Source organism: Bacteroidales bacterium, from assembly GCA_035342335.1.
Classification (GTDB): Bacteria; Bacteroidota; Bacteroidia; order Bacteroidales; family JAGONC01; genus JAGONC01.
Map to the genome: position 1 here is coordinate 142957 of DAOQWY010000002.1, position 23897 is coordinate 166853.

Genomic DNA, 23897 nt, shown 5'->3' on the forward strand with positions numbered 1-23897 from the left:
TATCATGGAAGAAGAAACGACGAACAATGTGGGTAAAAAATTAAAAATCAATCTTTTATTGACTGCGATCCTTTTACTGGCCGTTGCTGTACTCTATGTTCTGTTTTTTACAATGAAAAAAGCACCTTCCGGTTCGGCATCGCAAAATGAAGGTCTCTCCGAATCTGAAGTCAGGGTAGCATATGTGGAATCGGATTCCATCCTTGCTCATTATACCCTGGCCATTGAAAAAAGCAAAGAGCTGGAACAGAAAGGTAAAAAGATGGAGGCACAGCTAAAAACCAGGCAGGATCAATACCAGAAAGATGCATCCTATTTTCAGGACCAGGTGGCCCAAAATAAGCTGTCAGAACAATCTGCCCAGTTTATTTATAATCAGCTGATGGAAGAACAACAGAAGATCTATGAACTTCAGAACCAGTACGCATCGGAAATGGCTGATATTGAAATGCAGGTCAACATCATGCTTCTCGACAGTGTGACCAACTTTTTGGAGCGCCTTAACCACAAGCTGAACTTTGATTACATCCTGGGGGACAATCCGGGCAGCAATCTCTTATTGAAGAACCCCAAATTCAACATTACCGACCAGGTCATCCAGGGATTAAACAATGAATATGCTGTCAAGGCTGGTGATTAGGCGGTTAGGGGCGCTGTGCATTCTTTTTCTTATTCTGAACACCGGTTGCAACACAGAGGACAGAAGGAGCGAAACAGGTCCGGTACCTGATGACCTGATCGCAGCCGACTCGATGGTTAAGATCCTGGTGGATGTACATCTGGTCGAATCATCCCTGAAGACGATCCATACAAAAAAGCAGGATAACCAGCAGTTTACGGATAGTTACTACAACACGCTGTTCGCAAGGCATCACATCACGCGGCAGCAGTTCCTCCGGAGCATGGATTATTATGAGCGGGAGGCCGAAAAGCTGGAAAAAATCTACGAGAACGTGATCATTGAATTAAGCAAATTGGAAAGTGAGGTAAAGTAAGGCAGGAAAATCGTTCGATTTTCCCGATGTCCTATTGCCGGATTCGCTCAAAGACAGCCGTATAGGTATAGCTGTCACCCCCAACTTCGACTGTATATTCCCAGTGGGTTTCATTTTTCGCGATGTACTCGCCCGTACCCTGGACGGTAATGCTCTGATCATAGCAAACCTGCTGGGCCGGGATGACGACTGACTTACCGGTCACGATACCATAGGGAGGTTGTTCATCCGAACCTATGAAAGCAAAATTCCGAAGAATGATCTGCGATTCATCAGAGGCATCTTTTGTGATGGTGACCGTATAGGTCATTTGAAGCTTCCCGTCAAGATACTCGCGGCAGTTCCAATCTCCGGCAAAAAGATCCCGCGTATCTTCATCCACGGGCTCATCCAACAGGTCGCAGGCCGGAAACAGCATGAGAAGGGCTAAAAAGGGGAACAACAGGTATGTGCTATGGGATTTCATGAAGGAATGTAATCAACTATTATACCAATGGACCGGTGATCCTTACCCGTTTCACCGCAGGGTCGCCAAGGGCCGAAGCTATGCTGTGCAGGTTCTCAAATCATTCAATAAATTGTCGAGCAAACGGCTGGCGCCGATCCGGAACAGCTGCGGATCAAGCCAGGCATCTCCGGCAATGTGTTGAATCAGCCTGTAATAACGTATGGCCTGCTCCGGCTGCTGGATGCCTCCTGCCGGTTTGATGCCGATGCGCTTTCCCGTAGCTGCGGCATATTCGCTGATGGTGTCCGCCATGATCATCACCGCCGTTTCGGTGGCGGCTGGCTGAATTTTCCCGGTTGATGTTTTTATAAAATCAGCGCCGGCGAGAATGGCTATCTCACTTGCCTTCCGGATCAGTTCAACCGAAGAAAGTTCTCCCGTTTCCAGGATCACCTTCAGTAAGGCACCCCGGCAAACTTCCCTTATCGCGGCAATTTCATCAAATACCTTATTTTCATTACCTTCCAGAAGCTTCCCGCGGCTGATGACTGTATCGATCTCATCAGCACCCTCATCCAGTGCAAAGTGTATCTCCCCGATCTTCAGCGCCAGGGGCAGTTGCCCCGAAGGGAAACCGCCAGCTGCACAGGCAACTTTTATCCCTGTACCGGCAAGGGCTTTGCGGGCTGGTGAAACAAAGGGCGAATAAACACAAACCGCAGCAACCTGAGGTATATGGCTCTCTTCATCCTTTATGCCTTTTGCTTTCTCACATAACTGGATCACCTTCCGGGAAGTATCACTTCCCTCAAGCGTGGTCAGATCAATGGATCCGATCAGGTGCCTGAGCAGGTGGGCCGGTTTGCCCGGAGCAGCCTGATCTGACAGGATGGAACGGAGCCGGCTTTCCAGCTGTTCAGAAGTTAAATCATAGGGTTGGAAAACAGAGTTCATCATTTGAAAGTATAAAGATGATGCATATCAGGTCAGCGGGGCGGCTTCAGATTTTATACCGTTTCAGTCTGACAATGTCGCGGCGCTGTTTCTTTGTCGGGCGGCCAAGTCCCCGCTCCCTCAATTCAAAATTTGTTTCACGGATCACCCTCTGTCGTGCATATTCCTCTTCAGGAGTCAGGTCAAGTGCATAATCCGGGACAAGCTTTGCCGACACGCGATTCGTCAGCAGGGCTTTTACCTGAACTGTCCGGGAGATGAAGCCAAGATGTACGGTGATGATATCCGATAGGCGCACCTCACGGGAGGGTTTTACGGTCTGGTCATCCATCTTGACTTTTCCGGCCCTGCACGCCTGCGATGCCTGGTTCCTGGTTTTGAACAGCCGAACGGCCCACAGCCATTTATCGATCCGGATATGTTCTTCCATGTAACGTTCTGAGGGATACAAAGGTAAACAATTGACGGAGATGTCATCCCGCGCTCCGGAATTCATTGTCTGGGTACTATTTGCTCCTGAAGTAGATTTGCATCGGTGCCCCGGAAAAGTCGAACAGTTTCCGGAGGTGGTTCTCCACAAAGCGTTTATAGGGCTCCTTAACATATTGAGGCAGGTTGCAAAAAAACACAAAAGAGGGATAGTGTGTTTTCAGCTGAGTGATGTATTTGATGTTGTTCCGCTTGCCTTTATACATGGGCGGGGGTGTTTCTTTCACAACAGGCAGGAGCTTGTCGTTGAGCTGGGATGTCGGTATTTTCCTGGTACGGTTATGATAAACCTCCATACAGGTCTCCAGTGCCTTATGGATCCTCTGTTTGGAGGTGGCCGAAATGAACAGGATGGGCACGTCGGTGAACGGGCTGATCTTATTTCGGATTTCGGATTCGAAATGGCGATGCGTATTGGTATCCTTTTCGACCAGATCCCATTTATTGACAAGGATCACGATGCCCTTGAAATTATTTTCAGCCAGTTTAAAAATGTTCAGGTCCTGTCCTTCAAAACCCTGAACAGCGTCGATCATCAGCATGCAGACATCGCTGTTCTCAATGGCTCTGATCGCGCGCATGACGGAATAAAATTCAATATTCTCCGTCACCTTGCCTTTTTTTCTTATGCCGGCTGTGTCGACAAGAAAGAAATCAAAGCCGAAGCTTTTATAGCGCGTGTAAATGGAGTCCCTTGTCGTACCCGCAACCGGGGTAACGATGTGACGGTCTTCCCCCAGCAATGAATTGACCAGGGATGATTTCCCGACATTCGGGCGGCCGATGACTGTAATTTTGGGCAGATCCTCCAGTTCCTCCAGCTGCTTCTCCTTCAGCTCTTTTACCACGTCATCCAGCAGATCGCCTGTACCCGATCCATCCATTGAACTGACAGGGTATACCTTCCCCAGACCAAGTTTATAAAATTCGCCGGAGCTATTGAACAGGTCCATATTATCCACTTTATTGGCCAGCAGGAAGACTTTTTTATCTGCTTTGCGCAAAAGTTCCGCAACATCTTCATCCATTGGGGTCAATCCCTCAATGGTGTCAACCAGGAACAGGATAAGTTCCGCTTCTTCAATGGCCAGGATGATCTGCTTCTGGATCTCTTTTTCGAATACATCCTCCGAATCCATCACATAACCTCCGGTATCGATTACCGAAAATTCAATTCCATTCCAGTCAGAATGACCATAATGCCGGTCACGGGTCACCCCGCTGGTGGTATCCACGATGGCCTGCCTGGTACCGGTTAGCCTGTTGAAAAGGGTTGATTTTCCAACATTTGGCCTGCCAACGATCGCTACAAGATTACTCATAACATCCGGAATTTATATAAGAACTACACTTCATAACCGAATCTTTTTAATTGAAGATCATCATCCCGCCAGTCACTTCTCACCTTTACGGACAGATCCAGGAAAACCCTTACGCCCAGGAATGCTTCGAGCTCTTTTCTGGCCTCTGTTCCCAATTTTTTCAGTGCACTGCCTTTTTTGCCAATGATGATGGCCTTTTGCGATTCACGGCCCATGATGATGGAAGCGCTGATGACCGTTATCTGGTCTTTTTCCTTGAAATCATCGACCACTATCTCAGCCGTGTACGGAATTTCCTGATGAAAATTCAACAGTATCTTCTGCCTGATGATCTCTGAAACAAAAAACCGGACAGAGCGATCCGTAAGCTCATCCTTGGGGTAATAAGGCGGGGCAACCGGCAGTTTTTCCAGGATCGCATTGAACACGGCATCCAGGTTGAAGTGCAGCAACGCTGAAACGGGTATGACATCCGCTCCCGGAAAATGTTGCTTCATCTCTGTCATTTTCCCTTCCACCGTTGACTGATCTGAAAGGTCAATCTTATTGATGATCACAATGACGGGGGTGCCCGACCGGTTGATTGACTGAACAATCTCAGGTTGATAAGTTTCCTCTTCCACCACGGTGACATAAAGAATGATATCGGCGTCGGTAAGGGCAGTCTCGATGTACCTCATCATCGATTGATGAAGTTTGTAATGAGGCTTGATGATTCCCGGTGTATCCGAATAAACCAGTTGAAAATCCTCCCCGTTGACGATACCCATGATCCTGTGACGGGTCGTCTGTGCCTTGGCGGTGACAATGGATAATTTTTCACCCACCATTGCATTCATCAGGGTTGATTTTCCTGTGTTGGGATTACCGATGATATTAACAAATCCTGATTTATGAGCCATTCTCACCTATTTTTCTGTCTGATTTGAACGGGCGAAAGTAATTAATCCCTATATTTGCAGGCAAATTTAGTGGAATATCAGGGGCAAGGCCCATTTTTCATAAGAATAAAGACACTACTGCGGGGTGGAGCAGAGGTAGCTCGTTGGGCTCATAACCCAAAGGTCATAGGTTCGAATCCTATCCCCGCTACAAAAGTAAAAAGGCGTGGAAATTTTCTTTCTGCGCCTTTTTACTTTTTCCGTAAGAAAAGAAAATGTTGTCACTGAGAGGATTGTTTATCCAGCTGATTCTGTAACTCACTGTAATTCAATTCCTTAATTATCCTGCCGTCTTCGGCCCAGAAAGTCCAGATACCCGTGCGTTTACCGACGATGTACTCCCCCTCGTAAAATTTCTGTCCGTTCTCATGCCACACCGTGTGCTTTCCGTGATTGACGTCGTGCTGAAAATTCCCCTCGCTCCACTTCGTTCCGTCACTGTACCATGCTTTCCATAGCCCATGTTTTTGTTTATTCATTACCGGGCCCTCGGTTTTTTTAAAATGATTGGGATAAAAATGAACTTCCCCTGTTATGGTCCTGCTGGTATCCTTTTCCATTTTAAAATACCGAATCATCAGGGGAAATCCCACCGAGTCAAACTCCATCTGGTACAGGTCGGCCGGCAAGGAGTTGCCGTCGAAATCCCACACCTGCCAGTCACCCTTGCGTACACCGTTTTGAAAGTTGGTTTCTGCATTCTTTGCACCGTTTTCGTACCAGATGGTCCATGCACCCTGCATGCGGTCATTTTCACCCAGACCGCCCTCAAGTTGCTTGTTGCCATTCTGGTACAGGTATTCCGTATGGAACCAAACCGTGTCTTTGCCTTCCATGCGAAAATGGCTTACCTGTTTCGGATCGCCGCCGGCAAACGTACTGATGATCTTTTTCCCTTCCCCGGAGGAGCAGCCCATAAAGAATCCTACCATTGCCAGGATGGAGATGCTCCATAATGCTTCTGATAATTTGTGTGCACTGTAAACCATTGGTGAAAGAATTAGCGGTTGAAAATAAGCCGTTTTCCCCTCGATGATCCATCCACTTTTCCTGAGTCATACACCAGGTGACCATTCACAAACGTGTGGGTGACTCTGGAGCGAAATGTCTGCCCGTCAAAAGGTGACCAGCCGCATTTATATAGTAATCCGGAGGGTTCCACTGTCCAGGGATCATCCGGGTCGACCAGGACCACATCCGCCCAGTAGCCCTCGCGAAGAAAACCACGGTCTTCGATCTGGTACAGAATGGCCGGATTATGACACATTTTCCTGACAATCTTCTCCAGGGTGATCTTACCCTGGTGAAAGAACTCAAGCATGGCTACGAGGGAATGCTGAACCATTGGGATTCCGGAAGGAGCGTTGAAATACCCGCTGTTTTTTTCCTCCAGGGTATGCGGGGCATGATCCGTGGCGATCACATCTATTTTGTCCTGCAGAAGTGCTTCAAACAGGGCAGCCCGGTCGTTTGCCGTTTTTATCGCCGGATTGCACTTGATCCGGTTACCAAGGCGGGGGTAATCATCCGCCGTGAACCATAGGTGATGGACACAAACTTCACCCGTTACGCGTTTTTTCTCCGGTGGCAATGATCCATCCAGAAGATCCGTTTCGCTGGCTGTTGAAAGGTGAAGGATATGCAGCCTGGTGTTGTATTCTTTGGCCAGCTGTACGGCAAAGGAACTTGACAGCAAACACGCTTCTTCGCTCCTGATGCGGGGATGGACCGAGACAGGGGGATCATCGCCGTACTTTAGCCTGAATTCATCCGAGTTTTTCCTGACCGTGGATTCGTCCTCGCAATGTACCGCAACAGGTAGCGGTGACTGTGCAAAAATGGTCCGGAGCACCCCGGTGTCATTCAGGAGCATATTCCCTGTTGATGAGCCCATAAAGGCTTTGATTCCGCAGACCCTGGCGGGATCTGTTTTCAGGACCTCATCCAGGTTGGAGTTGGATGCGCCCATATAGAATGAATAATTCGCCAGGGATTTCTGCTCAGCCAGCTGATACTTCAGCTCGAGTTGTGCCTGAGAGAGTGCCGGGGGAACCGTGTTAGGCATATCCATGAATGAGGTTACCCCGCCTGCCACGGCTGCACAGCTTTCGGTCGATAGGTCGCCTTTATGTGTCAGGCCGGGCTCTCTGAAATGGACGTGATCGTCGATGACTCCCGGCAAGATCCACTTATTCCGTGCATCGAGCGGTATGCAGTCCGGTTCTTCCGACGACCGTTTACCGCGATAAATCCTGTCGATCCGGCCATTCCTGATAATGATCCCTCCTTTGAACATCTCCTGTTCATTGACGATCCGACCGTTAAATATATGATAGTGCACATTCATGGCTAAAGCCAGGCAGGAAAAAAGCAGAAGTTATTTTTTACAGTGGATCTTTTTAATGTTCTTGAAGCGCAGGCTGATAACGCCTAAAATGGCTTCCCTGAATATGTTCGAGCTCATTTTTGATTGTCCCTGGGTACGGTCCGTAAAAATAATGGGTACTTCAACAACGCGAAAGCCCAGCTTCCAGGCTGTGTATTTCATTTCGATCTGAAAAGCATACCCGATGAACTGGATCTTATCCAGGTTAATGGCTTCAAGTACCTTGCTTTTGTAGCATTTGAAACCAGCAGTGGTATCCCTGACCTTCATTCCGGTAATCATTCTTACGTATGCGGAAGCGTAATACGACATCAGTACGCGTCCCATGGGCCAGTTGACAACATTGACACCGTTGATGTAGCGGGAACCGATGGCCAGGTCGGCTCCGCCGGCAGTACAGGCATCATAAAGCCGCAGAAGATCATCAGGATTATGGCTGAAATCGGCATCCATCTCAAATATGTACTGATAGCCGTTCCTGAGCGCCCATTTGAAGCCGTGTAGATAGGCAGTGCCCAGTCCCAGCTTGCCTTTTCTTTCTTCGATGAATAGCCTGTCCTTAAACCCGGGCATGAGTTTCTTCACCACATCAGCCGTTCCGTCCGGGGAATTGTCTTCAATGATCAGGATATCAAACGGTTTTGCCAGGGAAAATACTTTACGGATGATTCGTTCGATGTTTTCAATCTCGTTGTAGGTTGGAATGATTACGATGCTGTCTGACACGTTGGATGGTTTTAATTGTACAAAAAAGGATTGTCAATCTTAATCTATATGTTGAATTAAAGGTATTGACCCCAGGGCCCCGGGATATTTACCTCCTCTATACCCCTCCCCTGCACCCCTCCCCTGCTAGCAGGGGAGGGGACGGGGGTGGGGTACATCAAAAGAACATCATTTTCCAGGTTCTGTACTTCCCTTCCAGGCAGATGCAAAACAAATAACACCCCTTTTGAAGGTCAGAAGAAGAATCATTCAGTACATTGATCCCGGGTGCCAGCGCTTTTGTGCCCGAAAAAACGACCCGGCCACTGAGGTCGGTCAACCAATAGGTAATCGGAGCGGACCTGTTTTCATTCCACTCCAGGTTGATCTTTCTGCCAGCTGCGTCGGGCCAGGCTGAAAGATGGGTAAAATGTTCCTCATCCTCCAATCCACTGGTGACAGAAAACTTATGGGTGGAAGTCTCCATTCTATTTCCACTCAAATCCTCAATATTGCGCACGGTAAGTTCATAGGATCCGGTTTGCAGGTTTGAAACGTTGAGGTAGACGTTGCGTTTCATATTTGTCTGCTGATTGGCATCCAGGATGCTGACACCGTTCGTGACCGCATAATTCGATTCGGATTCGGCCGAAAGCTTTTCAGGTGTTTCAGAAAACAGGATCCGGAGGGTTGAGGCATTGATCACCTCCACCAGCTCAACTGCAGGTGGAGTAACATCCATAGTGTGCAACACATCCCTGTCGGACCTCAGTTCGATGAACCAGGAACTCCCTGAAGAATTGACCGGTCCTGTCACGGTATATTGTTCACCCTCCAGGGGTTGATACTCGAAAATGGCCGTATTATAGACCAAAAGGTAACCGGTGCCGTCGTGAACGGTCCACATCCAATCATTCAGAAAATAATCCGCGTCGGTACATTCGGCTTTATGAACCGTGATCACCATTCCTTCCAGGGCTTCCTCTATTTCATTACAGGTGACAGTGACGGGATCAGGCACCTTGATACCACACTTGACCGGGTAATGAGAAACAACATCGCGAATTTCCGTAACGCCCTGGAATTCGGTGATGGTACCGGTAATGATGATGCTGTCACCCGGATTCTGGTAACGGCTGGGATCCCAGACGCGTATTCCCGACCAGGGTCCGGAGCCCTGCTGAAGATAATAATATTCTCCAAACGTCGCCGTGACAATACCGGTGGTGGTCACCTGCTGGTCCAGAAAAGGTGACTCATTCTGCTGTCCCTGAATGGCGTAGATGCTGGTCAATGCCCCTGAAAATTTATTTTGGACCTGGATGACATAGGTGACCGATGTGGTCTGGAAGGTGCCATCTGAAGCTTCGATTCGGTAAAAGATACGTGTATTCTCCAGCTGGCCTGTGATTTCCCCGAGATAATGACCGGCGATGATCTCCATAGGAAGGGTGTTGTTCAGCTCATAGCGCGAAAGTCCCCAGCAGAGTGTAGCCGTGATGGGCTGGGAACTGCCCGAGATATCCGCGCTGATGATCACCTCGCGGTTCTCTTCGGGTATCTCCGGGTAAGCCTGAATATCGCTGATCTTCAGAGGACTTGCGTTTTCTCCGCCCCAGATCAGCTGGGCAAATCCAGGATGATCAATGAATGGGTTACGGTTTTTTTGCCAGGCGTAAATGACATTGTTGCGGTTCATCTCAAATTCATCCGGAGGATCCTGGAGGTTCCATTCGAGCAGGGCGGACAGCCGGCCATGCTCAGGCGCCGGGTAAGTGTTCACCGCATCTACCGCCTCCAGGTCGATTTCCCCGTCATCCCCTTCGTACCGGACATCCATATAAAGGATGATCCGGGCAATATCCCCCTTTTCACTGTCACGGGGTTCCCAGGTATTGTTAGTATAATAACAGCCGATGGCTTCCAGGTGGGCGATCCCTCCTTCATCAAAGTCCTTGTTCCCCTTGTCATTATTGACAGAAGCGTCGCAGGGTTTCAGGTTATGCACATCGCTGTACATGGGAAGGATATCCGTGAAGGATCCGTGGGATTTGGCCCACACATGTTCCCGGTTGAGCTGGTTGTTACCGGTTCCATAATCATCGCCGGGATGGGATGTACCTGTATAAACCAGAAGGACATGCTGGGGATCAAGGGGATCCTGATCGGAGTACTTCATCATTTCCTTGGATGAAAAATAGGAGTACGGCTGATGGTCATCCATCACGTTATGAAGGAAGGTTTTCAACTCGTCACCGTGTTTCCCTTCAGAACCATTGTAAAATCCTGTAGGTTGAGCGATGAGGCCTTGATGAAACAGCAATGCCAGCAGGATCAAGAGAAACAGAACGATGCTCTTGCTGGCTGATTTATTCATCATAAAGCTGAACATTGTCGATACGGTAGGAAGAAGTTTGTCCTGTGTTACCGTTTCCATTGTACTTAAATCCGATATGTGCTGTACCGGAATAGGCCGACAGGTCGAGCACGCCCGAAAAGATCCAGGCATGCTCCGGATCAGTCTGTCCGGCCAGAATTGGATTTAATTCCACCCACGTTGCACCGACAATATTGACACCGTTGAAATTCGTTGAGATCCAGACGGACAAACAATCGTGTGTCCAGTATGCCTGGGCGCTTTCGAAGGTGAGTTTTGGATTGTTCATTGCATCCAGGTCAATGGGAGGAGTGATGAGCCAGCACTCGTTTTCCTCGTTTGAATTGAAAGAGGTAGCCTGTGCATAGAGATTGCTGTCAAATTCCTTCCCGCGCCAGAGCCTGCTGCCAACGGTTGCTTCGTTCAGCCAGCCCGACAGGGCGATATCCACATCGTTCGACTGTGTCTCAAAATCTTCGTTGATGGATGTGACGCCACCTCCCGCACCGCTGGAATTGACAACCACGTCATCGATCCGGAAGCTGGTTGATTCCGTGGTACTGCCGCGGTACCTGAATCCGATGTAGTAAATGCCTGTATAAGAGGAAAGGTCAATATTTCCGGATGGAATGAATTCATGATCAGGATCATTCTCCTTAGCTATACGGGCCTCCAATTCCGTCCAGTGAGCTGAAGATGCATTCGAACCATCAAAGTCAGAGGAGATCCAAACGGTGAGCCCATCATCGGTCTGATGTTCCCAGTAGGCCTTTGCGCTTGTAAACGAGAGGACTTTGGCACCCTGTATCCTGACGGGTGGAGTGATCAGCCAGGTAACCATTTCCGCCAATCCGGAGTTGTAACCCGATGCCTGGGCGTAAACATTCCCGTCATATTCCTTGGCCTGCCACTTTCTGTTACCTAATTCATTGATATTCAGCCACTTATCAAGAATAATATCCACATCAGGGGTGGCACTGCTGAAGGTTTCGTTGATTTCGTCAACGGGTTCAACACCTCCCCCTCCGCCTCCTTCGCACCGTTCACCCTCCAGTGTCACTTCAGAGGTCGTGCGGATGTAAAGCTGATAATCAGCGCCATATTTGCTGATGATCCCGATGATGTTTCCATTTCCCCCGGGCACTTCGTCAGTGGCAAAGGTGGCGTAATTGCTGGTTCTGACGATCAGCGAGTTGCCGTTGCAATCCTCAAGCATGCGGTTGGCGGAAGCCTCAGCATCTGCATAGGTTTTCCCAAGCTCGGTCTGCATGAATTGAACGCTGTCGAGCGTGACCAGGTGAGCCTCGTAGCCCCCGGCCTGGATCTGGCTTATGTTCACCCGTTCGGGTGTGAGGTACTGTTGATTGGCCAGGATGATGATATTGGAATCATTGTCAACATTGTCGATCTGATGAAGGTTATTGTAGGTGGAGAGGATGCAGTTCTTCAGATAGACACGGATGGAGTCACCCACGCGCAGGCCACCTGATTCCAGAAGGTGAAGATTGATGCCGCCCGTAGCGTCCTGTATGAACGCGCTTCGATAGATGTTCCCTGAGGTCTCATCCATCGTGACCACCGCGTACAATGACCGGTCATCGGTAAAAGTGTAGGTGCCCTCGTCCTGATACAACTGATAAAGATCCCCGATGGTTACCAGTTCACCTACCGGGATCTGATCGATCGGAGGCGTATCGAATTCCTGTTTGACACAACCCGTAAGGGCGATGATGAGTAAAACGATGATACCATGCAAACGTCTGTTCGTCCTTGTCATAAATCCTGTCTTATATTCTGAATGTCAAATTAATAAAGAATGTCCTTCCAAAGAGGTAAAAATACCTTGGTGGAAATTTGGAAATGTTGTCAGGATCATACCTGAATTGCTCATAACCTCCGGTTGCCAGATCGGTTGCATTCAGGAGGTTATTCAAGCTGAGATTGAGGCCAATGTAATAGTTCCTGATCTTCCAGGATTTGCCTCCATAGAGGTCAATCGTATAACCGTTCGGTAATTTTTCCTGCGAAAGCAGCTGTTCCAGGCGCACATCGTCTTCTGTCAGGTTGGTGACCGCTTCCCGGGTCCTGCGATCAGGATTGATCTCCAGATAGGTATCCCCGAAGTAATTTACGTTGCAACCGACCCACCAGTAACGCGAGGAGCTGTACTTCAACCCGCCGGAGGCAATCGTTTGCGGCATTCCACCGACGTAATAATTTTTCAGATACACCTTTCGGTTCGATAGCACCCGTGAACTATTATCCTCTGAAATGGTTGCATCCGGGCGGGATGAGTAATAGAACTCACCCATTCCAAAGACTGCGGTCAGCGAAAGCGCCGTGGTGAGGTTGACCTCCGCACCCATTTCGAATCCGGCATGGATCTCATCTACATTGGTCATCTGATAGTTGACAAACGTGTTCAGGTCTTCGTGATAGAAGCTTCTCGACCAGGTTTGATCGTTCAGGGCCGAATAATAGAGCGTCAGCCTTCCCTTTGCCCTGTTCGTCCTGAGAAAATAGCTGGCTTCACCCGAGAGGATCTGTTCGCTTTTGAGATCCGGCACCACATGATCCCTGGTTCTCAGTGAGACATAGGAATTCCAGAAATAGGGTGCCCGGGTCAGGTAGGCTGCACTGGCAACTAGATAATTCCTTCCGTTGATCTTGAACGTCAGGCCGGATTTCACCCCGAAGTTGCCAAATTGCTGCTTTTCAGAATCACCGTACGAATCGTCCGGAAAATGTCCGTTCTGCATGTTGCCTGTCCGCCAGAAGGATGTATAGGAAGCCGTTCCGGAAATGAAGAAATCAAAACGGGCATAGGAAAAGTTACCCTGTGCAAACAGGGTTCCGGTATTTACATTGGCCGTATAATCGTGCGAGTACCGGTCGCCTTCTCCAACGACCCTGTTGGGATGGCGAAGATCACTCTGCGACTCATCGGTGATGATCATGGGATCCTGGTCAGCGTATTTATCAACATCGAGCCAGAAATCACCTCCAAGCAGATCATTTACGACGTTGAAGTGGAATCCCTTGTATCCGTTGAGATTGATACCCGTCGTGAAAACAAGATGGTCACTGAATTTTTTCTGAAGGCGTGAGGTAAATTCGACCTGACTCCTGTCGCTGCGGCGATCCTCGATGATGAATTTCGACCGGTTACCGGTCACCGCATTACCGGTGATTCCATCGGCATCACTGACCGTATAGAGAAACTTGCTGTTGGCGAAATAGAACGCATCCCAGTCGATCTGCCGGTACGCATCGTTGTTTTCCCACAGGTCAGTAAGCAGATCGGCCTGTTCCTGGTCTCCCAGATCACGGTAGTAGCTGGGTAAGTTCCGGTAATAATCCGGCCGGGGATCGCCTGCTTCCGTCCAGTTCAGGGCTGAACTTCCGCCTCTTCCAAAAGAATAGGACAGCGCAGATGTCAGTTTTGTGTCCGGGTCGAACGTCCAGTAGTGGTTCAGCATCAGCATGGGCTGATGATAATTGGAGACACGGCTGTTTCGTTTTTCCCCGTTCTGATAACCCCAGTACGGGTTATAATAATTGGTACCGGCGAGGTCATTGGCTTCCTGAACCGACAGTCCATTCTGACCGCGTTTGACAGGTGCGCCAAAACCCACGAACCCTATACTGTGAGATGGGGAGAGCTCCTTTTCAACACTGAGAAAATAGGACCAGGCATCGTAGAATGTGCCCTCCACATATCCCTCCTTTGACCATCTCCGGGAGCCGGAGACCGTAACTGCCCATCCATTCTTCATCTTTCCGGTCGAGGCGATCACCATGATCCGGTTCCTGTACGACTGGTTGGTCAGTGAATAAGTAGCCTTTACACCGCGGCTGAACTGGGATGCGCGAACGTCAAGGTAAGTCAGGCCGCCAATCCCTCCGAAGCCGAAATCATTCGTTGATAATCCCAGGTAGTTTTCCTGGCTTCTGAAGGCGTCATTCAATCCACCCCAGGATGACCAGAAAGCACGGCCCGTTTCCATATCGTTCATCAGAACGCCATTGATCATCACCTGGGTATTCTCCGTGTCGTACCCGCGCATCCGAAACCGCGCTGAGCCAAAGGTATAGCCTGCCGTGGAAGCAAAAATATCCCTTGAGGACTGCAGTAATCCCGATATATCCTGGCCCTGGTCATAACCATCCAGTTCTGACTGGGAAAGTGTTACCGTCGGTAGTGTATTTATCATCCTCTCATTCACCTGAACCGTGTCCACCTGACCGTAGGCAACAGCTGACAGCAGCCCGGAGATGAACAGGATGATCAACCGGTTTTGTATCATACAGCGAAGCATAAGTTTTTTTCAGTGCAAAATTAAGATTATTCCTGCAGGTATTCGACTGAGTGACGACAAAGTGTTAATTTTACGCACCCGAACTCTACGAATGACATGGTAAAGGTCGATCATTGGTATGAATCCCAGGGCATTCCGATAGTAAATCGGAACTGGACTCAAATCCTGGTGCAGGCACTGGGGAACTTACTCATAATACCCCTCCCCCGTCCCCTCCCCTGCTGGCAGGGGAGGGGTGCAGGGGTAGGGTATGGTAAACCACATCTCAGGTTCATTCTCCTCTTCATATCTTTCTTGCTGGTACTGACAATTGATTCCTTTTCCCAGGAAGATAAAAGATACCGGCTGGGCTGTGTTGCATTTTATAATCTCGAGAATTTATTCGACACGGTCAATGACCCATCCATCAATGATGAAGAGTTTCTCCCCGAAGGAAGGAACCGGTGGGATGGCAAACGATATGCCGATAAGCTGGAACGATTGTCTTCTGTCATCGCACGCATTGGAACCGATCTGAATCCGGATGGTCCTGCAGTGCTGGGTGTTTCGGAGATTGAGAACCGGGCAGTTCTTGAGGACCTTGTGCAGACTGAATCACTGAAAAACAGGGATTATCAGATCGTTCATTTCCAATCGCCTGACCGGCGCGGTATTGATGTGGGCTTACTGTACCAGCCTAAATATTTTCGGCTCATCCATGCTGCAAGTCACCGGCTTGTCATCCCCGGTGAACCGAATTACCGGACCAGGGACCAGCTGGTGGTCTCGGGTACCTTTGACGGTGATACACTGTATTGTATCGTCTGTCACTGGCCATCCAGGAGCAGCGGCGAAAAAGTGACGCTTCCCTACCGGATTGCAGCGGCAGGTCTTAGCCGGTCGATCGTTGATTCCATTCTTACCGATTCACCTGAGGCCAGGATCATCCTGATGGGTGACCTGAATGATAATCCTGTCAACAAAAGCGTGGTAAAAATACTTGGCAGTACGCCGGACAAGGAACTGGCAGTCGGCCAAACCCTGTACAATCCAATGACCTATCTTTACCGGAAAGGCATCGGCTCCACTGCCTGGAGAGATTCCTGGAGCCTGTTCGACCAGATGATCGTTTCCCCGTCGCTTATCCGCGGCGACTTGAATTCCTACCGCTTTTACACGGTAAGGATCTTCAACGAACGATTTCTTGCCCAATCAGAAGGTGAATACAAAGGATATCCCTACCGGACCTTCGGTGGCGGAGTTTATCTCGGTGGTTACAGCGATCACTTTCCGGTGTATCTGTTCCTGTATAAAGAAGCCCGTTGAAAATCAAAAAGCAAATTTCAAAAATCAAATCAACTTTTGCTTTTTGATCTTTGAAATTTACTCTTTACTGATTTCCCGCAGCAGCTCCAGTGCTTCGAACACAGAATTTACGGGTTCAACGGTCAGGGTAAGCCTGGTTTGTTTTTCTTTTAACCTGCAGGAACGGGGATTTCTTTTCACAAAATCCAGGACGTTTGAAAACAGGTCCGAATTATAATAATCCGATTTCTGGTTGCTGACGAATTGCCCCACCAGGCAGTTATTTTTCAGGATAATTTTTTCAAAGCCGGCCTGTTTTGCCAGCCAGCGCAGCCTGACGGCATTGATGAGCCCGTCGACCTCCGCCGGGATGGGTCCGAAACGATCGATCATGCGCTCGAGGTACTGCATCAGCCATTCCTCACTGTCAATATTGTCAAGCTCTTTATACAGGATCAGCCGTTCGCTGATGTTGGACACATAATCATCCGGGATCAGCAGCTCGAGATCCGTTTCAAGCTGGCATTCACGCAGATATTCCACCGGGGCTTCTGTCTTGTAGAGCTCCCGGAATTCAGTTTCCCTGAGTTCCTGAAGGGCTTCATCCAGGATCTTATGATACATTTCAAAGCCAATCTCGGTGATGAATCCGCTTTGCTCAGCACCCAGCAAGTTGCCGGCGCCACGTATATCCAGGTCCCTGAGGGCGATGTTGAAACCGCTTCCCAGTTCTGCAAATTCCTCGATGGCCTTCAGGCGTCTACGGGCTTCAGAAGTGAGCACCGACAAGGGGGGTGACAGCAGGTAGCAAAACGCCTTCTTATTGGAACGTCCGACCCGGCCCCTGAGCTGGTGCAGATCGCTCAGGCCGTAGTTCTGGGCGTCATTGATAATGATCGTATTGACGTTGGGAATATCCAGCCCGGATTCAATGATCGTTGTTGAAAGAAGGATGTCATAATATCCTTCTATGAAATCCAGCATGGTCTGCTCCAGTTGATGGCCTTCCATCTGCCCGTGTCCGATGGCTATTTTCACACCGGGAACGAATTTGGCGATCATCTGGGCGACATCGTTGATATTCTGGATGCGGTTGTGCACGAAATACACCTGCCCTCCCCGGGAAACTTCGTAGCGGATGGCATTCCGGATCACTTCTTCTCCAAAGGGATGGATTTCGGTCTGGATCGGGTACCGGTTAGCCGGAGGCGTATTGATCACCGAAAGGTCCCTTGCGCCCATCAGCGAAAACTGCATTGTCCGTGGGATCGGCGTAGCGGTCAGTGTCAGCGTATCAACGTTCACTTTAAGCTGTTTCAGTCTTTCTTTGGCGGCAACACCGAACTTTTGTTCTTCGTCAACGATCAGCAGGCCAAGATCCTTAAAAACCACATCCTTGCTGAGCAACCGGTGGGTACCGATCAGAATGTCCGTTTTGCCGGACACCAGATCCGAAAGACTTCGCTTCAACTCTTTCTGGCTTTTGAACCGGTTGATATAATCCACCCTGCACGGGAAATCCTTTAACCGTTCGGTGAAGGTACGGTGATGCTGAAAAGCAAGAATGGTCGTGGGAACCAGTACGGCCACCTGCTTGCTGTCGGCAACGGCCTTAAAGGCAGCGCGGATGGCCACTTCGGTCTTGCCAAAGCCAACATCTCCGCATATCAGCCGGTCCATGGGATGAGAAGCTTCCATATCCGTTTTGACATCATTGGTGGATTTTACCTGATCGGGCGTATCCTCATAGATGAAGGATGCTTCGAGTTCATGCTGAAGATAGGAGTCGGGAGAAAACTGAACTCCTTCAGCTGCTTTGCGTTCCGCATAGAGTTTGATGAGGTCCTTGGCGATGTCCTTGACTTTCTGCTTGGTGCGTTCCTTGATCCTGTTCCACGCATTGGAACCAAGCCTGTTCAGCTTTGGAGCGCTGCCCTCCCTGCCAACGTATTTTGAAATGCGGTGAAGGGAGTGAATGCTGACATACAGCAGGTCGTCGTTGTCATACACGATCCGTATCGCCTCCTGGACCCTTCCGTTATTCTCAATTTTTTCAAGCCCTTCATAACGGCCAATGCCGTGGTCAATATGGGTCACATAGTCGCCAGGGTTCAGATTGTACAGCTCCTTGATCGTCAGGGCTTCCCTGCCCTTATAATGCTCCTTCAGCTCAAAGCGGTGATAACGGTCGAAGATCTGATGATCCGTGTAGATGGCGATGTTCAGGTCGTGGTCGACAAATCCCCCGTGCAGTCCCAGGTTTAAGGTTGTAAATTCAATGTGTTCGTTTTCAGGAAGGTCATGCTGTATGTCTTCAAAGATGGTATAGAGCCGCTCCAGCTGCTTTGGACTGTCGGTTGTAATGATATTGTTCACCCTTTCGCGGCTGTTCATCCGCAGGTTGTCGAGCAGCAGGCTGAAATTTTTATTGAAAGAAGGCTGGGGCGAAAGGTGACACTCCATCTTCAGTCCATTTTCAAACAAGGATGAAGTCCCCAGTTCAATTACAGGAAATGACAGTGCATCCCGCAGGATTTCCTTTCCTGTCGTGAACAGGTCGTGCAACGACAGGTCGTAAGAATCGCCTGACCTCGAGAATGCATCTTCAGCCTTATGAAATTCCTGATCAATGCGTTCAAGGGTGAACTGGATCTGATCGAACCATAGGACCGTACCGGATGGAGTATAAGCCAGCAATGATTCCCTCTGTTCTTTTTGATTTCGGTCCTGAATGTTGGGAAGCAGCGTAATACGGTTAAGCTTTTCCAGTGAGAGCTGGGTTCCCGGGTCAAAAGTTCGGATGGAAGCAATTTCATCCCCCGCAAATTCAATCCGGAAAGGATCATCATTGGAAAATGAAAAAACATCGACGATCCCTCCGCGGATGGAGAAGTGGCCGGGTTCAAGAACAAAATCCACACGTTCAAATTCATACTCCGTGAGCAGATCCCCTAAAAAGTCGAGGCTGAGGGCGTCTCCTTTTTTTATCTTGAAAAGGTTTTTCCGGAGTGTGGTCTTACTGGCCACCTTTTCACTCAAAGCCTCCGGATAGGTAATGATCATTGATTTGCGATCTTCGGTTCCCAGCCGGTTTAAAACCTCAGAGCGGGAAAGAAGGTTGCTGTTGTCCGTGTCTTCTATCTGGTAGTGTCTTTTGTAGGAGGTTGGGAAAAAGAGGACCTTCTTTTTTGTGTAGTTGCTGTTTTTCTCGCCCGACAGGTTCTCCAGGTCGTTATAAAAATAAGCTGCGGATTCTTTGTCGGGCAGGATGAACAAATGGTTGCCAGGGAGCCTGTGAAAGAGTGCTGTGGTAAAAAAAGCGCGGGAAGATCCCAGCAGACCTTTCACGTGCAACCGGCAATTTGAACCGTGCCGGAGGAGGATCTCTGTAATCTGCTGAACGCGTGAATCCTGATCGTAAAGGGCTTGTATTTCTTTTAGGTCCAATTCTCCCTCGTCAATGGCATTGATCGTTTTCCGTGCACTTATTCTTCAGGAAGAACGACCGGAAAATCATACATAAAATCCAGGGTCTTGGGTCGTTCGAGGATATTGCCCAGAAAGGAGACGTAAGCATCCGAAAACTGGAATCTGTTGACGTCATAATATTCCTCAGGCAGCGAGCGATTGCCAACTCTTCCCATATCGATTGAGCCGGTATTAAATTCTTCCAGATGGTCATAGGTGACAATCTCTTTCATGACGGGCATCTGGCCATAATCCTCCCTGAGAATGAGATCGACCACTTTATCGGCCAGTGTCATGGTCAGGCGGCGGTCATATTCACTGCAGTTACCCGAACGGGGGTAATAACCCGTGATCACTGCCCTGGCTTCGATATGAAGCTTATTGTAAATTTCACTGGCGATGATCCCGCTTATTCCGCCAAAGCGCGGATGTCCGTATTCATCCACTTCGGAGCTGGCATAGACCACATCCACCTTTTCCAGTTTGTCGTCGTACCACCTGACACCTTCAGAAACCGCAATGATCAGGGTTTTTTTGGGAGATTTCAGATACGATTCCTTCACGGTTTCCAGAAAAAACTCTTTCCGCTCACTGGTGATCTCAAATTCCGGGACCAGGTACAGGTCGGCACCTCCGAATACAGCAGCACCGGTGAGCCACCCCGCATCCCTTCCCATCACTTCCATCACCAGGACTCTGGAATGGGATTCGGCGGTGGTTCTGATACGAGAAGTATATTCCGCCACAGCTTTTGATGCGGATGGAAATCCGGGGCAGAGAACTGCTTCGATCTCCGTGTCGTTAAAATGATGTATTGTCCTGGTTCTTAAATCATTATCAATTGTTTTAGGAAACCCGATGACCGGAACGCCTTCCGTTTCATAAAGACGTTTGGCAGCTCCATTGGTGTCGTCGCCTCCAATGGTGACCAGTACATCGATCTTGTACCGGTCAAGATTTTGCAGGACCTGTGGAATCCTGGATTCAGGATTCTTTTTCGAGGGGAAGGGATTCGTGCGGCTTGACCGTAAAGCGGAGCCGCCATACCATCCGTTGTAGGGTTGATGTGTGAGATCGACAACATCCCCGTCACCCAGCAATCCTTTCCAGCCGTGCCGTATGCCGTACACGTGAAAACCCAGCAATGAGGCCCGGTTACGTATCGCTTCGATGCTGGAGTTGATGGCCGGAGTATCCCCGCCTCCCGACAAAATGGCAAGTGTCTTCCCACTGAAAACTTTATCGTCTCGTTTCATTCGGAATAATCAAAGTTGAGTATCTTTATGATAATCAGTTATTTTACCATTAGCTGGCAGAAAATTTTCAGGTGCAAAATTAGAATTTTTTACAACCCGAACTCATTTTTTATCTTGTCGACCATCACTTTCGCCATTTTAAGGGGCGACTCAGCCGAATATCCGGCAACATGGGGCGAAAGGATGATATTTTCGCGGTGCATAAGATCCATAAAGAGTGGATTGTCAGCATTCTTGTTCAGGTCTTCGAAGGAGGTGTCCTCCCATTCCAGGACATCCAGGGCAGCCCCCAGGATCTTGCCTGAATCAAGATGCCGGATCAGATCAGCCGTGTTGACCACCTGTCCGCGGGAGGTATTGATCAGATAGAAATTTTTCCTGAACGAACGAATAAACGCATCGTCAACCATATACCTGGTTTCAGCAGTAAGAGGAACGTGCAGGCTCACCAGATCGCATCTCATCCGGAGTTCTTCCAGGCTGGCTTCTTTTACAAAGGCATCCCCATAGTTCTTCTTGTACTTATCGTAAGCCAGCACCTCCATCTGAAAACCACTCAGCCGCCTGGCGAATGCACTTCCCATGTTTCCATAGCCAATGATCCCGAGGGTTTTTCCCATCAGTTCGGTGCCGCGGTTGCCTTCCCTGTCCCAGATCCCGTTTCGAACCTGTGCATCCGCCCGCACCATATGGTTGATCAGCGCAAGGATCATCCCCAGGGTATGCTCTGCCAGGGCATCCCTGTTTCCTTCCGGTGCATTGAGGCAAGCAATCCCGCGTTGCAGGGCAAAGGCAGTATCGATGCCCTCCATTCCTGCACCGATCCTGGCGATGAAACGCAGGGCAGGTGCACGGCCGAGCAACTCCTTATCCAGCCTGATTTTATTGCGAACGATGATCCCTGTGTAGCCAGCAATGATCTTACTGAAATCATTGTAAGCATAGTCCGGAAAAAAGTCACAGGTAAAGCCCAGCCGGTTCAGCTCCTCCTTTAGATAGGGATGGGCGGTGTCGATGAAAAGAACCTTTCGTTCCATACTGAACATAGGTGTCATTTCATCAAAAATAATGGATTTAATTGATATTTTTGTTAAAATTTTCACAACATGAAAGGGATCATCCTTGCAGGAGGTTCGGGCACGCGCTTATTCCCCATCACCCTGGCGATAAGCAAACAACTGATGCCCATCTATGACAAACCCATGATCTATTATCCGCTGTCGGTCCTGATGATGGCCGGAATCCGCGAAATATTGGTCATCTCTACACCCCACGACCTGCCTCATTTCAGGCGGCTGCTGGGCGATGGCCATTCCCTCGGATTATCGTTCAGTTATGCCGAGCAGGCCATTCCCAACGGTATCGCCCAGGCATTCGTCATCGGGGAGGGATTCATCGGCAGCGATAAGGCTGCCCTGATCCTGGGTGATAACATCTTCTATGGCACCGGAATGCAGGGACTGCTTCAGGACAACAATGACCCGGATGGCGGGATTGTGTTCGCCTATCACGTATCTGATCCGCAACGCTATGGCGTGGTGGAATTCGACGAAAACCTGACTGCGACATCCATTGAAGAAAAGCCTGCCCATCCCAGATCCAATTATGCCGTCCCTGGATTGTATTTTTATGACAATTCGGTCATCCAGGTGGCAAAAAGCATGAAACCAAGCGCCAGAGGGGAATATGAGATCACCGATGTGAACCGGTATTACCTGGAAAGGAAAAAACTCAAGGTGGGAATTCTTAGCAGGGGAACCGCCTGGCTGGATACAGGGACCTTTGCTTCCCTGTTGCAGGCTTCACAGTTTGTTCAGGTCATCGAGGACCGTCAGGGTCTGAAAATAGGGTGCATTGAGGAAATAGCCTACCGAATGGGTTTCATTTCAGGTGAACAGTTGGCCCTTGTAGCCCAACCCCTGCTCAACAGCGGGTATGGCAAGTATCTGCTCGATCTTGTAAAGTAATCAAAACAGGAATGCATTCCATAGAGACACTTCAACGGATCTTTTCCGATGCGCTCTCCGGGAGGGATTTCGATGGATTTCCACCTGAATTATATGACCCGGTCAAGTATACGTTATCCCTCGGAGGAAAACGGCTTCGCCCGGTCCTCGTTCTGGCGGGATGTGATCTGTTTGGACGGGACGTTCAAAAAGCGCTCCTCCCTGCCATCGGCATTGAACTTTTCCACAACTTCACCCTGCTGCACGACGATATCATGGATCAGGCACCGCTGAGAAGAGGCCATCCAACGGTCCAGGCGAAATGGAATGCCAACGTAGCAATTCTTTCAGGTGATACCTTATTTGCACTGGCTTATCAGCATCTGCTTCACTGTGAAGAGGCCGTGCTGCCTGCCGTGCTGGAAGTTTTTACCAAAACGGCCATTGAAGTATGTGAAGGACAACAGCTTGACATGAATTTCGAGAAACAGGACGATGTTCCGATCCAGGACTACCTGGTCATGATCCGGCTAAAAACAGCCGTGCTTCTGGCCGGCAGCCTGGAAATTGGATCCCTCATCGGCGGTGCTGGCACAGAGGAAGCCAGGCGCCTTTATGAATGTGGATTGAACATGGGAATGGCTTTTCAGCTACAGGATGACCTTCTCGACATCTTCAGTGATGAAGCCCTGTTCGGAAAAATAACCGGCGGAGACATCGTCGCCAATAAAAAAACCTACCTCTACCTGAAAGCACTTGAAGTTGCCGAAGGCAGTGACTTTGATGAATTAAAAAGCCTCTATCATCATCCCACAACGGATCAGGCTGGTAAGGTGGCCCGTATCACCGATTTGTATTCTGCCTTGAAAATCAAGGATCACACAGTGGAGGCGATGGGTGGATACTATGCCAGGGCCCTGGAGGATCTTGACAGGGTCAGGGTGCATCCTGACAGGAAGTCCGCTCTGGATTCGCTCATCCGTGGAATGAGGCAACGTACTTTCTGA

19 protein-coding genes and 1 tRNA gene are annotated in these 23897 nt (G+C 49.3%); 6 read left to right on the top strand and 14 right to left on the bottom strand.

All coding sequences use genetic code 11. From position 1 onward, the window contains the following. Positions 1 to 4: 4 nt before the first annotated feature. Positions 5 to 640, top strand: coding sequence for an OmpH family outer membrane protein (locus tag PKI34_01835; GenBank protein ID HNS16546.1), 636 nt, complete (start codon positions 5 to 7; stop codon positions 638 to 640). Further along, a complete protein-coding gene (locus PKI34_01840) occupies positions 612 to 995 on the top strand; it encodes a DUF4296 domain-containing protein (protein ID HNS16547.1) in 384 nt (127 codons plus the stop codon). Before PKI34_01835 ends, PKI34_01840 begins: the two co-directional genes overlap by 29 nt. 31 nt (positions 996 to 1026) lie before the next feature. Here PKI34_01840 and PKI34_01845 read toward each other — a convergent pair whose 3' ends face one another. The 5 genes from PKI34_01845 to era all read right to left on the bottom strand — a co-directional run bounded on the left by PKI34_01845 (position 1027) and on the right by era (position 5110). Next, complete coding sequence (locus tag PKI34_01845) at positions 1027 to 1461, bottom strand: hypothetical protein (protein ID HNS16548.1); 435 nt, start codon at positions 1459 to 1461, stop codon at positions 1027 to 1029. A 78-nt stretch (positions 1462 to 1539) separates the two neighbouring features. After that, on the bottom strand, positions 1540 to 2397 hold the full coding sequence (gene deoC / locus PKI34_01850; protein HNS16549.1) for a deoxyribose-phosphate aldolase: 858 nt from the start codon (positions 2395 to 2397) through the stop codon (positions 1540 to 1542). A gap of 46 nt (positions 2398 to 2443) precedes the next feature. After that, a complete protein-coding gene (locus PKI34_01855) occupies positions 2444 to 2848 on the bottom strand; it encodes a S4 domain-containing protein (GenBank protein HNS16550.1) in 405 nt (134 codons plus the stop codon). 55 nt (positions 2849 to 2903) lie between these two features. Beyond that, positions 2904 to 4208, bottom strand: a complete 1305-nt coding sequence (der, locus tag PKI34_01860) for a ribosome biogenesis GTPase Der (GenBank protein ID HNS16551.1) — start codon at positions 4206 to 4208, stop codon at positions 2904 to 2906. A gap of 23 nt (positions 4209 to 4231) precedes the next feature. Further along, entirely contained in the window at positions 4232 to 5110 is an 879-nt protein-coding gene (gene era, locus PKI34_01865; GenBank protein HNS16552.1) for a GTPase Era, read from the bottom strand. Between the two features lie 118 nt (positions 5111 to 5228). On the opposite strand from era, the gene PKI34_01870 reads away from it, so the two are divergent. Next, positions 5229 to 5300: transfer RNA gene (locus tag PKI34_01870), tRNA-Met, on the top strand. 70 nt (positions 5301 to 5370) lie between these two features. Here the strand turns inward: PKI34_01870 and PKI34_01875 are convergent. The 6 genes from PKI34_01875 to PKI34_01900 all read right to left on the bottom strand — a co-directional run bounded on the left by PKI34_01875 (position 5371) and on the right by PKI34_01900 (position 14924). Next, the gene (locus PKI34_01875) at positions 5371 to 6138 is read right to left on the bottom strand and encodes a hypothetical protein (GenBank protein HNS16553.1); all 768 of its coding nucleotides are present in this window, start codon (positions 6136 to 6138) and stop codon (positions 5371 to 5373) included. Positions 6139 to 6149: 11 nt separating this feature from the next. Continuing rightward, positions 6150 to 7496 (bottom strand): dihydroorotase, encoded by a 1347-nt coding sequence (locus PKI34_01880; protein ID HNS16554.1) that lies wholly within the window; start codon positions 7494 to 7496, stop codon positions 6150 to 6152. A gap of 30 nt (positions 7497 to 7526) precedes the next feature. Then, a complete protein-coding gene (locus tag PKI34_01885) occupies positions 7527 to 8261 on the bottom strand; it encodes a polyprenol monophosphomannose synthase (GenBank protein HNS16555.1) in 735 nt (244 codons plus the stop codon). 157 nt (positions 8262 to 8418) lie between these two features. Beyond that, positions 8419 to 10620, bottom strand: coding sequence for an endonuclease (locus PKI34_01890; protein ID HNS16556.1), 2202 nt, complete (start codon positions 10618 to 10620; stop codon positions 8419 to 8421). After that, positions 10610 to 12394, bottom strand: a complete 1785-nt coding sequence (locus tag PKI34_01895; protein HNS16557.1) for a DUF5689 domain-containing protein — start codon at positions 12392 to 12394, stop codon at positions 10610 to 10612. The genes PKI34_01890 and PKI34_01895 overlap by 11 nt, the downstream gene beginning before the upstream one ends. 10 nt (positions 12395 to 12404) lie before the next feature. Continuing rightward, positions 12405 to 14924 carry a Plug domain-containing protein gene (locus tag PKI34_01900; GenBank protein HNS16558.1) on the bottom strand — a complete coding sequence of 840 codons (2520 nt, stop codon included), beginning with the start codon at positions 14922 to 14924 and terminating at the stop codon, positions 12405 to 12407. A gap of 306 nt (positions 14925 to 15230) precedes the next feature. Here PKI34_01900 and PKI34_01905 point away from each other — a divergent pair, with 306 nt between their 5' ends. Then, on the top strand, positions 15231 to 16241 hold the full coding sequence (locus PKI34_01905; GenBank protein ID HNS16559.1) for an endonuclease/exonuclease/phosphatase family protein: 1011 nt from the start codon (positions 15231 to 15233) through the stop codon (positions 16239 to 16241). A 57-nt stretch (positions 16242 to 16298) separates the two neighbouring features. Here the strand turns inward: PKI34_01905 and mfd are convergent, their stop codons facing one another. The 3 genes from mfd to PKI34_01920 form a co-directional block, all read right to left on the bottom strand. Continuing rightward, a complete protein-coding gene (gene mfd / locus PKI34_01910) occupies positions 16299 to 19667 on the bottom strand; it encodes a transcription-repair coupling factor (protein HNS16560.1) in 3369 nt (1122 codons plus the stop codon). Between the two features lie 38 nt (positions 19668 to 19705). Further along, a complete protein-coding gene (locus PKI34_01915) occupies positions 19706 to 20944 on the bottom strand; it encodes a 6-phosphofructokinase (protein ID HNS16561.1) in 1239 nt (412 codons plus the stop codon). An 89-nt stretch (positions 20945 to 21033) separates the two neighbouring features. Continuing rightward, a complete protein-coding gene (locus tag PKI34_01920; protein ID HNS16562.1) occupies positions 21034 to 21981 on the bottom strand; it encodes an NAD(P)-dependent oxidoreductase in 948 nt (315 codons plus the stop codon). Positions 21982 to 22050: 69 nt separating this feature from the next. Here PKI34_01920 and rfbA point away from each other — a divergent pair, with 69 nt between their 5' ends. Together rfbA and PKI34_01930 are read left to right on the top strand one after the other, a co-directional pair. After that, positions 22051 to 22911 carry a glucose-1-phosphate thymidylyltransferase RfbA gene (gene rfbA, locus PKI34_01925; GenBank protein ID HNS16563.1) on the top strand — a complete coding sequence of 287 codons (861 nt, stop codon included), beginning with the start codon at positions 22051 to 22053 and terminating at the stop codon, positions 22909 to 22911. A gap of 11 nt (positions 22912 to 22922) precedes the next feature. Next, positions 22923 to 23897, top strand: coding sequence for a polyprenyl synthetase family protein (locus tag PKI34_01930; protein ID HNS16564.1), 975 nt, complete (start codon positions 22923 to 22925; stop codon positions 23895 to 23897).

What these genes read in the sequence shown, in the direction of transcription:
- PKI34_01835 (HNS16546.1), top strand. Translation starts at nt 5, where the DNA reads ATGGAAGAAGAAACGACGAACAATGTGGGTAAAAAATTAAAAATCAAT.
- PKI34_01840 (HNS16547.1), top strand. Translation starts at nt 612, where the DNA reads ATGAATATGCTGTCAAGGCTGGTGATTAGGCGGTTAGGGGCGCTGTGC.
- PKI34_01845 (HNS16548.1), bottom strand. Translation starts at nt 1,461, where the DNA reads ATGAAATCCCATAGCACATACCTGTTGTTCCCCTTTTTAGCCCTTCTC.
- deoC (HNS16549.1), bottom strand. Translation starts at nt 2,397, where the DNA reads ATGAACTCTGTTTTCCAACCCTATGATTTAACTTCTGAACAGCTGGAA.
- der (HNS16551.1), bottom strand. Translation starts at nt 4,208, where the DNA reads ATGAGTAATCTTGTAGCGATCGTTGGCAGGCCAAATGTTGGAAAATCA.
- era (HNS16552.1), bottom strand. Translation starts at nt 5,110, where the DNA reads ATGGCTCATAAATCAGGATTTGTTAATATCATCGGTAATCCCAACACA.
- PKI34_01875 (HNS16553.1), bottom strand. Translation starts at nt 6,138, where the DNA reads ATGGTTTACAGTGCACACAAATTATCAGAAGCATTATGGAGCATCTCC.
- PKI34_01880 (HNS16554.1), bottom strand. Translation starts at nt 7,496, where the DNA reads ATGAATGTGCACTATCATATATTTAACGGTCGGATCGTCAATGAACAG.
- PKI34_01890 (HNS16556.1), bottom strand. Translation starts at nt 10,620, where the DNA reads ATGATGAATAAATCAGCCAGCAAGAGCATCGTTCTGTTTCTCTTGATC.
- PKI34_01895 (HNS16557.1), bottom strand. Translation starts at nt 12,394, where the DNA reads ATGACAAGGACGAACAGACGTTTGCATGGTATCATCGTTTTACTCATC.
- PKI34_01900 (HNS16558.1), bottom strand. Translation starts at nt 14,924, where the DNA reads ATGATACAAAACCGGTTGATCATCCTGTTCATCTCCGGGCTGCTGTCA.
- PKI34_01915 (HNS16561.1), bottom strand. Translation starts at nt 20,944, where the DNA reads ATGAAACGAGACGATAAAGTTTTCAGTGGGAAGACACTTGCCATTTTG.
- PKI34_01920 (HNS16562.1), bottom strand. Translation starts at nt 21,981, where the DNA reads ATGGAACGAAAGGTTCTTTTCATCGACACCGCCCATCCCTATCTAAAG.
- rfbA (HNS16563.1), top strand. Translation starts at nt 22,051, where the DNA reads ATGAAAGGGATCATCCTTGCAGGAGGTTCGGGCACGCGCTTATTCCCC.
- PKI34_01930 (HNS16564.1), top strand. Translation starts at nt 22,923, where the DNA reads ATGCATTCCATAGAGACACTTCAACGGATCTTTTCCGATGCGCTCTCC.